14 protein-coding genes, 1 tRNA gene and 1 riboswitch are annotated in these 14,811 nt (G+C 49.9%); of the genes, 14 read left to right on the top strand and 1 reads right to left on the bottom strand.

Translation table 11 applies throughout. From position 1 onward, the window contains the following. Positions 1-15 precede the first annotated feature (15 nt). From AB9R92_RS05585 to AB9R92_RS05520, 14 genes are all read left to right on the top strand, one after another. Positions 16-789 (top strand): electron transfer flavoprotein subunit beta/FixA family protein, encoded by a 774-nt coding sequence (locus tag AB9R92_RS05585; protein WP_370668493.1) that lies wholly within the window; start codon positions 16-18, stop codon positions 787-789. Positions 790-838: 49 nt separating this feature from the next. Beyond that, positions 839-1,807, top strand: coding sequence for an electron transfer flavoprotein subunit alpha/FixB family protein (locus AB9R92_RS05580; protein WP_121300204.1), 969 nt, complete (start codon positions 839-841; stop codon positions 1,805-1,807). Positions 1,808-2,123: 316 nt separating this feature from the next. Beyond that, a complete protein-coding gene (gene trxA, locus AB9R92_RS05575) occupies positions 2,124-2,438 on the top strand; it encodes a thioredoxin (protein WP_058381042.1) in 315 nt (104 codons plus the stop codon). 53 nt (positions 2,439-2,491) lie between these two features. Next, complete coding sequence (uvrC, locus tag AB9R92_RS05570) at positions 2,492-4,285, top strand: excinuclease ABC subunit UvrC (RefSeq protein ID WP_370668492.1); 1,794 nt, start codon at positions 2,492-2,494, stop codon at positions 4,283-4,285. Between the two features lie 41 nt (positions 4,286-4,326). Continuing rightward, positions 4,327-4,501, top strand: a riboswitch (Lysine riboswitch). Between the two features lie 103 nt (positions 4,502-4,604). Beyond that, positions 4,605-5,831, top strand: coding sequence for an aspartate kinase (locus AB9R92_RS05565; protein ID WP_370668491.1), 1,227 nt, complete (start codon positions 4,605-4,607; stop codon positions 5,829-5,831). 381 nt (positions 5,832-6,212) lie between these two features. Beyond that, positions 6,213-6,824: a succinate dehydrogenase cytochrome b558 subunit gene (locus tag AB9R92_RS05560; RefSeq protein WP_058381039.1), complete on the top strand. Its 612-nt coding sequence runs from the start codon at positions 6,213-6,215 to the stop codon at positions 6,822-6,824. Between the two features lie 45 nt (positions 6,825-6,869). Beyond that, a complete protein-coding gene (gene sdhA, locus AB9R92_RS05555) occupies positions 6,870-8,618 on the top strand; it encodes a succinate dehydrogenase flavoprotein subunit (protein ID WP_370668490.1) in 1,749 nt (582 codons plus the stop codon). A 24-nt stretch (positions 8,619-8,642) separates the two neighbouring features. Further along, entirely contained in the window at positions 8,643-9,413 is a 771-nt protein-coding gene (gene sdhB / locus AB9R92_RS05550) for a succinate dehydrogenase iron-sulfur subunit (protein ID WP_370668489.1), read from the top strand. Between the two features lie 131 nt (positions 9,414-9,544). Then, positions 9,545-10,012 carry an acyl-CoA thioesterase gene (locus AB9R92_RS05545; protein ID WP_370668488.1) on the top strand — a complete coding sequence of 156 codons (468 nt, stop codon included), beginning with the start codon at positions 9,545-9,547 and terminating at the stop codon, positions 10,010-10,012. A 74-nt stretch (positions 10,013-10,086) separates the two neighbouring features. Then, positions 10,087-10,539: a MarR family winged helix-turn-helix transcriptional regulator gene (locus AB9R92_RS05540; protein ID WP_370668487.1), complete on the top strand. Its 453-nt coding sequence runs from the start codon at positions 10,087-10,089 to the stop codon at positions 10,537-10,539. A gap of 16 nt (positions 10,540-10,555) precedes the next feature. Next, on the top strand, positions 10,556-11,359 hold the full coding sequence (racE, locus tag AB9R92_RS05535) for a glutamate racemase (RefSeq protein WP_370668515.1): 804 nt from the start codon (positions 10,556-10,558) through the stop codon (positions 11,357-11,359). A gap of 76 nt (positions 11,360-11,435) precedes the next feature. Continuing rightward, a complete protein-coding gene (rph, locus tag AB9R92_RS05530) occupies positions 11,436-12,185 on the top strand; it encodes a ribonuclease PH (protein ID WP_370668486.1) in 750 nt (249 codons plus the stop codon). Next, positions 12,182-12,775, top strand: coding sequence for an XTP/dITP diphosphatase (locus AB9R92_RS05525; protein WP_370668485.1), 594 nt, complete (start codon positions 12,182-12,184; stop codon positions 12,773-12,775). The genes rph and AB9R92_RS05525 overlap by 4 nt, the downstream gene beginning before the upstream one ends. 371 nt (positions 12,776-13,146) lie before the next feature. Further along, positions 13,147-13,220, top strand: a tRNA-Arg gene (locus AB9R92_RS05520). Positions 13,221-13,548: 328 nt separating this feature from the next. Here AB9R92_RS05520 and AB9R92_RS05515 read toward each other — a convergent pair. Continuing rightward, on the bottom strand, positions 13,549-14,307 hold the full coding sequence (locus AB9R92_RS05515) for a polysaccharide deacetylase family protein (RefSeq protein WP_370668484.1): 759 nt from the start codon (positions 14,305-14,307) through the stop codon (positions 13,549-13,551). Positions 14,308-14,811: the final 504 nt, after the last annotated feature.

The following is a 14,811-nucleotide window of genomic DNA, read 5'->3' as shown; positions in this document are numbered from 1 at the left end:
GGGAGGTTTACGTTCATGAACATTTATGTATTGGTAAAACGTACGTTTGACACAGAAGAAAAGCTGGTTGTCTCCGGTGGCCAGATTCAAGAAGATGGCGCTGAGTTCATCATCAACCCATATGACGAGTACGCGATCGAAGAGGCCATCACGGTCCGCGACGCTCACGGCGGCGAAGTGACTGTAGTCACGATCGGCGATGAGGAAGCTGAAAAGCAATTGCGCACGGCACTTGCCATGGGCGCTGACAAAGCGGTCTTGATCAATACGGAAGACGATGTGGAGGAAATGGACCAGTTTACGGCAGCTTACATACTGGCAGAGTACTTGAAAGACAAAGAAGCGGATTTGATCCTTGCAGGAAACGTAGCCATCGACGGCGGATCCGGCCAAGTCGGCCCGCGCGTAGCGGACTTGCTTGACATCAACTACGTGACGACGATCACAAGCCTTGAAATCGAAGGCGAAACTGTGAAAATCGTCCGTGACATCGAAGGGGATGCGGAAGAGCTTGAAACTTCATTGCCTTTATTGGTCACAGCCCAGCAAGGCTTGAACGAGCCGCGCTACCCGTCGCTCCCAGGGATCATGAAAGCAAAGAAAAAGCCGCTTGAAGAGCTGGAGCTCGATGATCTGGATATCGACGAAGAAGATGTAGAAGCGAAAACGGAAACGATCGAAGTTTACTTGCCGCCGAAAAAACAAGCCGGCCGCATTCTGGAAGGCGAAATTCCACAACAAGTTTCTGAACTGGTCAGCTTGCTTCGCTCTGAAGCGAAAGTTATATAAACGTACGCCAATCATTCATTTTCACATCTACTTAGGGGGTTAACGGACTATGTCGAAAAAAGTATTAGTATTGGGCGAAACGCGTGAGGGCGCTTTGCGCAACGTATCATTTGAAGCAATTGCCGCAGCCAAGAAAATTTCAGGCGGCGGAGAAGTCGTTGCTGTCTTGCTCGGGGAAGCGGTAAGCGAGTTCGGTAACGAATTGGTAGCTTACGGCGCTGACCGCGTCATCACGGTTGAGCACCCACACTTGAAATCCTATACATCCGACGGCTACGGCCAGGCATTCATGGCGGTGGTTGACCAGGAACAGCCAGAAGCAATCGTCTTCGGCCATACTGCGGTCGGCAAGGACTTGTCGCCAAAAATCGCATCGAAATTGCAAACCGGCTTGATTTCCGATGTAACGGATATCGAAGGGGAAGGCGATGACGCTGTCTTCATCCGCCCGATCTATTCCGGTAAAGCATTTGAAAAAGTGAAACTGAAAGAAGACGGCGTTGTCTTCATTACCGTGCGCCCGAACAACATCGCGCCGCTTGAGCGTGAAGAGCGTTCTGGCGATGTATCGAGCTTGTCGGTCGATATCACGAACTTGCGCACAATCATCAAAAACGTCGTCCGCAAATCCGCAGAAGGCGTCGACCTTTCCGAAGCGAAAGTCATCATCGCCGGCGGACGCGGCGTCAAGAGCAAAGATGGCTTTGAGCCATTGCAGGAACTAGCTGACCTTCTCGGAGGCGCAGTCGGAGCATCACGCGGGGCATGTGACGCAGATTACTGCGATTATTCTTTGCAGATCGGACAGACAGGAAAAGTCGTTACGCCTGATCTGTACATCGCAGCGGGAATTTCCGGCGCGATCCAGCACATGGCAGGAATGTCCAACTCCAAAGTCATCGTTGCGATCAACAAAGACCCGGAAGCGAACATCTTCAAAGTGGCAGACTACGGAATCGTCGGAGACCTATTCGACGTCATCCCGTTGCTTACGGAAGAATTCAAGAAAGTGATGTAATCACGGCAGCCCGCGATTTAGCGGGCTGTTTTTCTGTAGGCGAATATAGAATTAATAGCTCTTTAGTTACTTATTCACGTCTATGACTGGAGATGAAGCGAAAGGGGCCGGCCGCTGCGTGCCTATCCCGTGCCCCTGCAGCGGAAACTCTAGACTATAATAATCAGATCTAATTGTACGCCGACGACATCCAGCTTAGGCAGTTTAACGCCAACAACAGCCGGGTATGGAAGGACTAGGCAAAAAAATAGCTAGCGTAAATCACGTCTGCTATAATCGAAATATAGTTTGGTTATTACTTAAGGAGGAATTATACATGGCAATCGTTAAAGGGACAGACCAGAATTTCAAACAAGAAGTTTCAGAAGGACTCGTATTGGTAGACTTTTGGGCAGCATGGTGCGGGCCTTGTAAAATGATCGCTCCAGTTCTTGAAGAGCTTGATGCAGACATGGATGATAAAGTGAAAATCGTGAAATTGGATGTTGATGAAAACCAACAGACAGCTAGCGAATACGGCATCATGTCCATCCCGACACTTCTTTTGATGAAAAACGGCGAAACAGTCGATAAAGTTGTCGGCTTCCGTCCAAAAGAAGCTTTGGCTGAATTGGTTGAAAAACACGCATAATTCCAAAACCGGGTCCCATTCGTGGAACCCGGTTTTTTAAATAGGGTGATAAAATGAAAAGTCAAATGATGCAACATAAACTCGCCGTTTTACCTGATCAACCGGGCTGCTATTTGATGAAAGATCGCCAAGGGACGATTATCTATGTGGGCAAAGCGAAAGTGTTGAAAAACCGTGTGCGTTCTTATTTTACGGGCAGCCACGACACGAAAACACAAAGGCTTGTCAACGAGATCGAAGACTTTGAATACATCGTCACCTCCTCGGACAAGGAAGCGCTGATCCTTGAATTGACACTCATCAAAAAACATGACCCGAAATACAATATCCGCCTGAAAGACAATAAGACCTATCCGTATTTGAAAATTACGGGCGAACGCCATCCGAAACTGGTCATTACGCGGCAAGTGAAAAAAGATAAAGGGAAATATTTTGGCCCTTATCCGAATGCCTATGCAGCAAGCGAAACGAAAAAGCTGCTGGACCGTTTGTACCCGCTGCGCAAATGCCATACGATGCCTGACCGCGTATGCCTGTATTACCATCTCGGCCAATGCCTCGCGCCTTGTGTTAAACCGGTGGAAAAGGATACGTATCGCGAAATGATCGACGGCATCAGCCGGTTCCTGAACGGCGGCTTTCGTGAAGTGAAGCAGGAGCTGACGGAAAAGATGAGCGAGGCGGCAGAGAATCTCGAGTTTGAACGGGCGAAAGAATACCGCGACCAGATCAGCCATATCGAATCGGTCATGGAAAAACAGAAAATGGCCATGAACGATTTTACCAACCGAGATGTCTTTGCTTACGCTGTCGACAAGGGCTGGATGTGTGTGCAGGTGTTTTTCGTGCGCCAAGGAAAGCTGATCGAGCGTGAAGTGTCAATGTTCCCGTTGTACCGCGACCCGGAAGAAGAATTCTTGACCTTCCTCGGCCAGTTCTACGAAAAGCCGGATCATATCAAACCGCATGAGATCCTGCTTCCGGAAGCGGAAGATGAGGAGTTCTTGAAAGAATGGCTCGGTGCGAAAGTACTCGTTCCACAGCGCGGCAAGAAAAAAGATTTGGTCCAGCTCGCGCATAAAAATGCGGAAATCGCCATCAAGGAGAAATTCCAGCTGCTCGAGCGCCAGGAAGAACGGACGGTTGGTGCGTGCAACGAACTCGGCGAAGCGATGAATATCCATACGCCGCTGCGTATCGAAGCGTTCGACAACTCCCATATCCAAGGGGCAGATGCCGTGTCGGCGATGGTTGTCTTCGTAGACGGCAAACCGTCGAAGAAAGATTACCGGAAATATAAAACCCGTTCCGCGCAGAAGCCGGATGATTATGCGGCAATGCGTGAAGTGGTCCGCAGGCGCTACAGCCGTGTGCTGAAGGATGGCTTGCCGCTGCCCGACTTGATCATCATCGATGGGGGCAAGGGCCAGATCGAATCGGCGCGCGAAATCGTCGAAGACGAACTCGGCCTCGATATCCCGATTGCGGGGCTGGCGAAAGATGCCAAGCACCAAACGTCTCAGCTTTTGTACGGCAGTCCGGTTGAAATGGTGGAGCTCAAGCGCACAAGTGAAGCGTTTTATTTATTGCAGCGCATCCAAGACGAAGTCCACCGCTTTGTCATCACGTTCCACCGCCAATTGCGCGGCAAGAATTCGATTCAATCCGCGCTGGACGGGCTTCAAGGTGTCGGGCCGAAACGCAAGCAGCAATTGCTGAAGCATTTCGGTTCCGTGCGAAAAATCAAAGAAGCGAACGCTGGCGAGATCCAGCAGGCCGGCATTCCCGAGAAGCTGGCTTTGGAAATCGAGCAGCATTTCAAGGAACAGCCGTTGCAACAAGAATAAGTTCGTGGTATTGTAATAACACAATTGAATCACTTGTAAAAAGTGATGATAGAGGAGCGGACGTCAATAGTAAGCATTCCGAGATTTGCAGAATCTGTGAAGGATGCCGAAAGGGACGCCCGCCGAAGTTTACGGCGCACTGCTTGCGCGTATGCTGGTCCTGCATTTAAGAGATGCAGGGCTGTCAGAGTTTGACTCTGGAGGGCTATCTCACATGGACGTTTGAAATCGTACATGAGAAGAGAGGTAGCTTGCCGGGCAATCGGCGAGTTGCCTCTTTTTTGTTGAGGGCCACTTACTTTAAGTGGGAGTGGAGAGAATGACAACAATCGTAATGAAGTTCGGGGGGACGTCCGTGGCGTCTCCGGAGAAGATCTTAGGGGTGGCAAAACGTGCCATCCAGGAAAAGCAACAGGGCAAGCGCGTTGTCATCGTCGTCTCGGCGATGGGCAAAACGACGGACACGCTGCTCGGTCTGGCAGGAGAGATTTCGGCCGAGCCGCCAAAGCGTGAAATGGACATGCTGCTCGCAACAGGCGAACAAGTGACCATTTCGCTGTTGGCGATGGCGTTCAAGAAACTCGGCCATGATGCCTTGAGTTTCACAGGCTGGCAGGCAGGAATCGAAACGGAATCCGTCCCGCGCAATGCGCGCATCGAAACAATCCATACGCAGCGCTTGGAAGAGGCGCTCGACCTTGGCTTGTTCTGCGTGGTCGCAGGATTCCAAGGCGTCGACAAAAACGGCAACATCACGACGCTCGGACGCGGCGGATCCGATACGACCGCGGTGGCGCTCGCTGCTGCTTTAGGCGCCGAGAAATGCGAGATCTATACGGATGTCGACGGGGTCTATACTTCCGACCCCCGTTACGTCACAGGCGCCCGCAAGCTTGAACAGATTTCCTACGACGAAATGCTCGAACTGGCAAACCTCGGTGCTGGCGTGCTTCACCCGAGAGCCGTGGAATTCGCGAAAAACAATCAAGTGCCCCTATCTGTGCGGGCCAGCTACTCGGATGAACCGGGAACTATCATTCAAGAGGTGATCACTGTGGAAAAGAATCTAATCGTGCGGGGTGTGGCATTCGAAAAAGGCATCGCCCGCATCACTGTCAGCTACACCAAGCCATTCAACGGGTCGCTTGCGAATATATTTACGGTCCTGGCGGATCATTTGATCGATGTCGATATTATCGTCCAAAGCATCAGTGAGGAGTTGCCGCCGTCCGTCTCCTTCTCGATTAAGGAAGACAGCCTGGCGGAAGCGCAGCGCGTGTTGTCGGAAGCGCAAGGGCAAATCGGCTATAACGCCATCGATATCGAAACCGGCTTGGCGAAAGTGTCGATCGTCGGGTCCGGCATGGTGTCGAATCCCGGCGTTGCAGCCAAGATGTTCGACATTCTCCGCGGGCAGAACGTGCCCGTGAAAATGGTCAGCACATCCGAAATCAAAGTCTCTGTCGTCATCCCGGCGAGTGAGATGGAGCGCTCGGCAAATGCGCTCCACGAAGCATACGGACTGACGCTGGCGTCTGTCAGATAAACGAAAAGCCCGGCCTAGCTGGGCTTTTTTGAATTGCCGAAAGTTTGTGTAAAAATTCACAATTTGTTCAAATTTGAAATCTTGCCATCACGGTCCTATATTAGCTTATAAAACCTTGAAACGGATGCCTGTATCTCGCCTATTTTGAAATGAAAATATAGCTTTTCATGAATTCTTTCCTATTTAATATCGGTAAAAAGCTTCACAAACCCTAGGCTGTATACGCTTAAAAAGGTTTCCTTGCCTTGACGCTCCTAGAGGGGGGGAGTACAATAAATATGTCATATTCTTGTACATGATGCTTATAGCAACGCGAAGATATTTTCCTAATATAGGAAAACTTTGCGATGCCAACTAATGTTTTTGAGGGGGGTAAAATTTTTGGATAACAATCGTGAATTTTTAATGCGCAGGCTGCACTCTTTACTCGGGGTCATTCCAATCGGATTGTTCTTGACGCAGCATTTGATCGTCAACCATTTCGCTACGCAAGGCGTGGAAGCGTTTAACCAAGCTGCCCACTTCATGGCAAATCTTCCATTCGTTATTTTCCTGGAGATTTTCGTCATTTACTTGCCGCTCATGTATCATGCTTTCTACGGATTATACATAGCGTTCACAGCGAAAAATAACCCGGGCCATTACAGCTACATGCGCAACATCTTGTTTGTTGCACAGCGCTACACCGGGATTTTCCTTGTGGTCTTTATCGCATGGCACGTGTTTGAGACAAGATTCCAAGTTGCGATTGGTGCAGCAGAGGCAGATTTCAACATGATGGAAAACATCCTGTCGAATCCGTTCATGTTCGCCTTCTACGTATTGGGTGTCCTGTCCGCGACGTTCCACTTGGCGAACGGATTGTGGTCTTTCTTTGTGACGTGGGGAATCACGGTTTCAGAGAAAGCACAGCGCTACTCAACTTACTTCACACTTCTAGTCTTTATTGTATTATCGATCATTGGTATCAGAGCATTGTTTGCATTCGTTTAAGGATGTCCCAAACATTGGTGAATTAAAAGAGGAGTGAACACTACAATGGCGAAAGGCAAAATCTCTATCGTCGGTGGGGGCCTAGCTGGCCTAATGGCAGCGATCAAAGTTGCCGAAGCAGGAGCACCTGCCGATCTATTTTCCATCGTTCCGGTTAAACGGTCTCACTCTGTGTGCGCACAGGGCGGCATTAACGGAGCGGTGAATACAAAAGGTGAAGGGGATTCCCCGGCAATTCACCTGGATGACACCGTTTACGGCGGTGACTTCCTAGCTAACCAAAAACCGGTTAAAGCGATGGCTGATGCAGCACCTGGCATCATCCGCCTGCTTGACCGCATGGGCGTCATGTTCAACCGTACACCGGAAGGGCTTCTTGACTTCCGTCGTTTCGGCGGTACGATGCACCACAGAACGGCATTTGCCGGCGCGACGACTGGCCAGCAATTGCTTTATGCACTCGATGAGCAAGTCCGCCGCTATGAAGTGGCTGGTCTTATCACGAAATACGAAGGCTGGGAATTCCTTGGCCTCGTCCTCGATGACGAAGGCGTATCAAGAGGGATCACTGCACAGAACTTGACGACAATGGAGATCAAATCGTTCCGTTCGGATGCTGTTATCATGGCGACCGGCGGGCCGGGGATTATCTTCGGAAAATCCACGAACTCTGTCATCAACACAGGATCTGCTGCATCGATCGTGTACCAGCAAGGCGCTTATTATGCGAACGGCGAATTCATCCAAATCCACCCGACAGCGATTCCTGGCGATGACAAGCTCCGCTTGATGTCAGAATCTGCACGCGGTGAAGGCGGACGGATCTGGACGTATAAAGACGGCAAACCTTGGTACTTCCTGGAAGAGAAATACCCGGCTTACGGAAACCTGGTCCCACGTGATATCGCGACACGCGAAATCTTCGACGTGTGCGTTAACCAAAAACTCGGCATCAATGGCGAGAACATGGTGTACTTGGACCTTTCCCATAAAGATTCGAAAGAACTCGACATCAAACTGGGCGGCATCATCGAAATCTATGAGAAATTCACAGGCGACGACCCGCGCAAAGTTCCGATGAAGATCTTCCCGGCAGTCCACTATTCAATGGGCGGGCTATGGGTTGACGATCATCAGATGACGAACATCCCTGGCGTATTGGCAGCCGGCGAATGCGATTATTCCCAGCACGGTGCGAACCGTCTCGGCGCAAACTCGCTCCTGTCAGCCATCTACGGCGGCATGGTCGCAGGGCCGAATGCCCTTGAGTATGTCAAAGGCTTGGAAGTTCTTGCTGAAGACTTGCCGAACGATATTTACGCGAAGCACGAAGCTGAAGAGCAGCGTAAATGGGATGAGATCCTGGCGCTTGACGGAACTGAAAATGCGTACGTCCTTCACAAGGAACTAGGCGAATGGATGACGGACAATGTGACGGTCGTACGCTATAATGACCGCCTCGAAGAAACAGACCGCAAAATCCAGGAGCTTCTTGAACGCTTTAACCACATCAGCATGACGGATACACAACTTTGGAGCAACCAAGGTGCGATGTTTACCCGCCAGCTGAAAAATATGCTACATTTAGCACGTGTCATCACGATCGGTGCGTTGAAACGCAACGAAAGCCGCGGCGCTCATTACAAGCCGGAATTCCCGGAACGTAATGACGAGGAGTTCCTGAAGACGACTATGGCGAAATTCAACGGTTACGATGCGCCAATCTTCCATTACGAAGAAGTCGACACTGGCTTGATCCCGCCACGCAAACGCGACTATTCCGCGAAAGCATAGCAATAAGAAGGGAGCTAATTTACCATGGGTGAAGCAGCAAAAACGGTTATTTTCGAAATCGAACGCCAGAACTCTACGGACGAAAGCTCGTACTGGGAAAAGTTCGAATTGCCATATCGCGCCAACATGAACGTCATTTCCGCTCTGATGGAAATCCGGCGCAACCCGGTCAACATGGACGGGAAGAAAACGACTCCAGTCAACTGGGACATGAACTGCCTTGAGGAAGTTTGTGGCGCATGTTCAATGGTCATCAACGGCAAAGCACGCCAGTCGTGTACAGCTCTTGTCGATCAGCTGGAACAGCCGATCCGCCTTCAGCCGATGAGAACATTCCCGGTCGTCCGCGACTTGATCGTAGACCGCAGCCGCATGTTCGACTCGCTGAAAAAAGTCAAAGCGTGGGTGCCGATCGACGGTACACATGATCTTGGCGAAGGTCCACGTATGCCAGAGCGCAAACGCCAATGGGCTTATGAATTGTCCAAATGCATGACGTGCGGCGTATGCCTCGAGGCTTGCCCGAACGTCAACGATAAATCCGACTTTATCGGTGCGGCTCCGCTTTCTCAAGTCCGCTTGATGAACGCGCATCCAACAGGCGCCATGAACCGTGACGAGCGTTTGAACGCTATCATGGGCGAAGGCGGCCTTGCGGATTGCGGTAACTCCCAAAACTGTGTGGAATCTTGCCCGAAAGGCATTCCTTTGACAACGTCCATCGCAGCTTTGAACCGCGACACGAACATCCAGATGTTCCGCAACTTCTTCGGAAGCGATCATATGGTCGACTAAGTTACACTCCGCCTTTATGGCGGAGTTTTTTAGTTTCAACTGAAAATCCTTAAGCTTGGCTGAAACAGATGTCCTTTGCGCCAGTTTTTGCTATACTTACAAAATGAGTAACGTATACAGGGGGAACTGGAATGAGAGCGTCTTACATAAACGATTTCAATGAATGGCAGAAAGGCTTTTCTTTTTACGCGCCGGTGCATGTGCGCTTTTCCGAGACGGATATGTTTGGCCACGTCAACAACACGGTGCCAATCGCTTATTTTGAATATGCACGGATCGAGTTCATGAAGGAAATGGGCTTGATGCAAGGGTGGCTTTCAAAAGGCAGCGACTTGATCCCAGTCGTGGCGGATATGCAGGTCGATTTCGTCCGCCAGGTATTCTTCGATGAACAATTGAGGATTTACGTAAAAGTCGAGTCGATCGGAAACTCTTCCGCAGACATTCATTATTGGGCAGTGAACGATAAGCAAGAAACTTGTTTTACCGGCAGGGGCGCCATCGTCCAGATTTCCAAAACAAGCGGCAAAGGCCATCCCTGGAGCGACGAGGAGAAGACGATGCTGCAAAGTGGAAATATGGCTTCTTCCGGGAAATGAAGCCGTCTGTATCTCGAATGAACGAAAGCGCCGCGATGGAACAAATACCAGTAGCTAGGGAGTGAACCAAGTCCATGACTGAAGACAACTTAAACCGCCGCCACGACTTGGAGCGTGTGGCATTTATGGAAAAGGAATTGCGTTATATATCGGGAATCATCAAACAAAAAGGCCGTGAAATCCTCAATTCGTATACCATCACGCCGCCCCAGTTCGTAGCGCTTCAATGGCTGTTCGAACATGGCGACATGACCATCGGCGACTTGTCGAATAAAATGTTTTTGGCGTTCAGCACGACGACCGACCTGGTCGACCGGATGGAGAAGAACGATTTGGTCGTTCGCATCCGCGAGGAACAGGACCGCCGTGTGGTGCGCATCAAGCTATTGAAAGAAGGCGAGCGGATCATTGAGGAAGTGATCAAGAAGCGCCAGGATTATTTAGAAACGGTACTGGAAGATTTCAGTGAAGAAGAAGTCGAGCAATTTTCTAGCTTGTTGGAGAAAATGCACATCAACATGAAATAGGAGCGGGGCTATGACATTGAATGCGCCAATCGGAGTCATTGATTCGGGCGTCGGGGGGTTGACCGTCGCCAAGGAAATCATGAAACTTTTGCCTAATGAAAAAATTATTTATATCGGTGACAATGCAAGGTGCCCGTATGGCCCGCGTCCGCTCGCGGAAGTGCGGCGCTACACATGGCAAATGGCAGAAGCGCTTATGAAAATGAATATCAAAATGCTGGTCATCGCCTGCAATACGGCGACGGCGGCAGCGCTCAATTCCTTGCAGAAGAAATTGCCGATCCCAGTCATTGGCGTCATTTTCCCGGGAGCCCGCGCTGCCATCAAATCCTCTTCGACGAAGAAGATTGCCGTACTCGGCACATCCGGAACCGTTAAGAGCGGGGCGTACGAAAAAGCCATCAAGTCGCTTGTTTCGGCTTCGGACGTCATCCAATTGGCGTGTCCGCGTTTTGTGCCGCTTGTGGAAAGTGATGAGTACGAAGGGGAATTCGCCCGCCGCATGGTCGCGGAGACTTTATCGGCAATCAAATCGAAGGAATTCGATACCGCCATCCTCGGGTGTACCCATTACCCGCTGTTGCAGGTCTTTATTGAGCAAGAACTTGGCGGCACGGTGACGGTTCTATCGTCAGCGCAGGAAACCGCCAAAGACGTATCGCGCCACTTGAGCTATCAGGACAAATTTGCGGATCGCCGCAAACCGCCCGTCCATCAGTTTTATACATCCGGTTCGACGGAGATTTTTCGCACGATCATCCAAAAATGGCTGGCCATCGACGATCCGTGCATCCGTTCGATCCAGTTCCAAAAAACCTGACGGCCCAGCCGCCGGGTTTTTGTCGTCAAGGCAGAATTATGGTAAGATTTTTTGAGTACATGAGGAGGATTCAATTATGACAAGAATTGATAATAGACAAGCAGATGAACTGCGGCCGGTGGAAGTGGAGACGGATTATTTGATCCATCCGGAAGGATCGGTCCTGATTACGGTCGGCCAGACGAAAGTGATCTGCACAGCGACGATCGAGTCGCGTGTCCCGAGTTTCTTAAGAGGCCAGGGCAAAGGCTGGGTAACGGCGGAATATTCCATGCTGCCACGCGCGACAGGAAGCCGCAACCAACGCGAAGCGACACGCGGCAAGCTCGGCGGGCGCACGATGGAAATCCAGCGCCTGATCGGCCGCTCCTTGCGCGCTGTCGTCGATCTCGAGAAGATTGGTGAACGCACGCTATGGATCGATTGCGACGTCATCCAGGCGGACGGCGGGACGCGTACAGCTTCCATCACCGGTGCCTTTATCGCCATGACCATCGCACTTGGCAAATTGGATGTGCCGGTCTTCCCGGTGACGGATTATTTGGCCGCGACAAGCGTCGGCATCAACAGCAGCAAGCAAGCCATCCTGGACTTGAACTATGAAGAGGATTCAACGGCCGCGGTCGATATGAACCTGGTCATGACAGGATCCGGTGAATTCGTCGAAATGCAAGGCACCGGCGAAGAAGCGACATTCAGCCGCAAGGATTTGAACGAAATGCTCGACCTCGGCGAAGCCGGAATCCGGCAATTGATCAAAATCCAACAACAAGCGATCGGCGAATTATCGTCGCGGATCGGCGAAAAGGTGGAGTCCGCCCTATGAAAAAAATCGTCATTGCGACACAGAATAAAGGAAAAGCAAAAGACTTCGAAACCTTGCTGTCACCATTAGGCTATGAAGTGTTGACCTTGAGAGATGTCGCAAAAGACCTCGACATCGAAGAAACCGGCACGACATTCGAAGCCAACGCCATCCTGAAAGCGGAAGGTGTTGCCAAAGAACTCGGCATCCCGGTGATTGCCGACGACAGCGGCCTCGAGATTGATGCATTGGATGGAGAGCCGGGTGTTTATTCCGCCCGCTATGCGGGAGGCGAAAAGAGCGACGACGCCAATATCGATAAAGTGCTGGAGAAATTGTCCGGCGTACCTGACGGTGAGCGCACCGCGCGATTCCGCTGCGTCCTGGCAGTTGCGGCGCCGGATAAAGAAACTCAAACCTTCTCCGGATCATGTGAAGGCGAAATCTTGCGCTTGCGCAGAGGCGACAACGGCTTCGGCTACGACCCGATCTTCTACGTTCCTGCCCAGGAGCGTGCCATGGCGGAACTTGAACCCGAAGAAAAAGCGGCCATCTCCCACCGCGGGCAAGCACTTCACAAGCTCAGTGAAGCAATGCCCGAGTGGCTATAGTTTTGCCAGTGAAACTATAATCAGTCCCGAAGTCCAAAGGCCTGGAGCAAAATAGTGGAGAAAACCATGCTGCGAGGCAGTGTAATACACTGCTTCGCAAAGACTTGAACTCGCAAGCATCGTTCAAGTCTTGCCTGCGGGATAGCGAGACAGATGAGACCCTAAAAGCGAATAAGCGAAGTATGGCTGAGCTTATTCGTTTGCGATGCTCGAGTCTCGCGAGAGTAGAGCAGGGGTTTTAAAGCTATTTTGTGGAATATCGTTATGACAAGAACGATAATTTATAGTTTGTGAGATATTTTTTTGAAATAGCATTGACTTTTCCCCGGATGATTTCTATAATTAAAATTGTCTTTCGTGAGGAAAGTCATGTCTCAGTAGCTCAGCTGGATAGAGCAACGCCCTTCTAAGGCGTCGGTCGGGGGTTCGAATCCCTCCTGGGACGTCTCAAAACCTTGTTTTCCCTTATTCGGGAAAACAAGGTTTTTTATGTGATAAAAATGTATATGAAGAAATTAAAAAGAATGCTGACTTAGCATTGCGGTTTCCAGCATGTGTGATTGTCCTGGCCAGGGCACTTGTCAGTTTATGGAAGGTCCGGATTTATTGCCTGGTGTTGACCGTTTGCAAATGCACTGAGCCTGGAAGATTTGAAGTGTGAAAAAAGGAATCTGCTCCTCGTAAAGTCCGGATACGTTTGTCGAAAAATCATTTATTGATTCATGAAAAAGCAGCAGCTGAAAAATCCAGCTGCTGCTTTTCAGTTGGCGTGGTCAATGGCCGGTCGAAAGTTTCCGTATAAAATCGTCCAAAGTGTCACCGTTTAGGATCATGAAGCGGGGCAGCTCGTAGCGGTTGTCTTGGTCAGTACTCACGCCCCCCTCTATCGTGAATGCTCCTCTAAACCCAAGATTTTCAACGACTGCAAGCGTGTCGTCATTATAGGCTCCGTAAGGATAAGCGAAAACATCCGTTGTTTCGCCGGTAATGGATTCGAGTGTTGCCGTCGCATCGTTAATTTCGTCGTATTGCTCGTCGTAGCTCAATTGGTCGAGAGACGGGTGTGTAGATGTATGGTTTTGGATATCGATGCCTTGCTCCATGACGGTTGTAATTTCTTCAGCAGTCATGCTTTGACTATCGTCTACCCAATCCGAAATCGTGAACTGGGTAGCCTTTAAATCATACTTTTCCAGGATTGGAAAGGCATTCGGATAAAAGTCATTGGTACTGTCATCAAAAGTGATCAGAATCGGTTTAGCTGGCATAGCGGCTGTTCCATCCAAAATCTCGAAGTATTGATCGATGGTCAGCGAACTATAGCCATTTTCCTTTAAGTAAGCCATTTGTTTCTCAAATTCTTCTACGCTGTACTGATAAAGATTGTTCGGGTCGGGATCATGCGAGATAACGTGATAATTGACGACGGGAATCTCAATGCCAGTTGAATTTTCAGCTGCGGACGAGTGGGGGCTGAACCCTATCAACAATAGGCAGACAAGAAGCATGAACGCTGCCAGTAGTTTCTTCATGAAAAATCATCCTTTCCATCTTGACTTTGCTTTTCTGGCACAAATGGCGAATTCCAAAATCGTGTACCTGCTGCTTTGTGAGTTGTTGCCCGGCCCTCCTTTTCCCGTTTATATCGGTTAATCTGTAGAAACTGGAAACTGCTTCTAGTTTGAATTTGCTTTCATTGTAACACCTGCGGAAGATTTGTTAAGGGGTAAATTTTATTTTTTCTGAATTTTCTAACTATATTAAAAAGGGAGGTTTTTGCAAGGTCGATGCCGGAAATATACGGTCTAGGGAGATTATATGAAAACTAAATATTGTCTTCAATGAATTGAATCGGTTACCAAGAGGCGGTTTCAGAAAGCTTTCTGACAGCAACATGGTTTGCGTAATTTGCTGCAACCATTATCTTGATTATCCATCTGGAAGGCGGCAACTTTTTGCAGTCATCACTCAATTCGGGAAATGATAGAATTGAGGGGAGAAACAAATGCCGTCGCAAGATGACCGGCAAACGACAG

Origin of the sequence: Planococcus sp. SSTMD024 (assembly GCF_041320495.1) — a bacterium.
In the GTDB taxonomy this organism is placed as follows: Bacteria; Bacillota; Bacilli; order Bacillales_A; family Planococcaceae; genus Planococcus.
Note: the sequence above shows the minus strand (reverse complement) of the source record. Positions and strands in the feature narration are given on the sequence as shown.

Bases quoted from the DNA above. Each gene is read 5' to 3' on its own strand.
- AB9R92_RS05585 (WP_370668493.1), top strand. From the start codon at position 16: ATGAACATTTATGTATTGGTAAAACGTACGTTTGACACAGAAGAAAAG.
- AB9R92_RS05580 (WP_121300204.1), top strand. From the start codon at position 839: ATGTCGAAAAAAGTATTAGTATTGGGCGAAACGCGTGAGGGCGCTTTG.
- trxA (WP_058381042.1), top strand. From the start codon at position 2,124: ATGGCAATCGTTAAAGGGACAGACCAGAATTTCAAACAAGAAGTTTCA.
- uvrC (WP_370668492.1), top strand. From the start codon at position 2,492: ATGAAAAGTCAAATGATGCAACATAAACTCGCCGTTTTACCTGATCAA.
- AB9R92_RS05565 (WP_370668491.1), top strand. From the start codon at position 4,605: ATGACAACAATCGTAATGAAGTTCGGGGGGACGTCCGTGGCGTCTCCG.
- sdhA (WP_370668490.1), top strand. From the start codon at position 6,870: ATGGCGAAAGGCAAAATCTCTATCGTCGGTGGGGGCCTAGCTGGCCTA.
- sdhB (WP_370668489.1), top strand. From the start codon at position 8,643: ATGGGTGAAGCAGCAAAAACGGTTATTTTCGAAATCGAACGCCAGAAC.
- AB9R92_RS05545 (WP_370668488.1), top strand. From the start codon at position 9,545: ATGAGAGCGTCTTACATAAACGATTTCAATGAATGGCAGAAAGGCTTT.
- AB9R92_RS05540 (WP_370668487.1), top strand. From the start codon at position 10,087: ATGACTGAAGACAACTTAAACCGCCGCCACGACTTGGAGCGTGTGGCA.
- rph (WP_370668486.1), top strand. From the start codon at position 11,436: ATGACAAGAATTGATAATAGACAAGCAGATGAACTGCGGCCGGTGGAA.
- AB9R92_RS05525 (WP_370668485.1), top strand. From the start codon at position 12,182: ATGAAAAAAATCGTCATTGCGACACAGAATAAAGGAAAAGCAAAAGAC.
- AB9R92_RS05515 (WP_370668484.1), bottom strand. From the start codon at position 14,307: ATGAAGAAACTACTGGCAGCGTTCATGCTTCTTGTCTGCCTATTGTTG.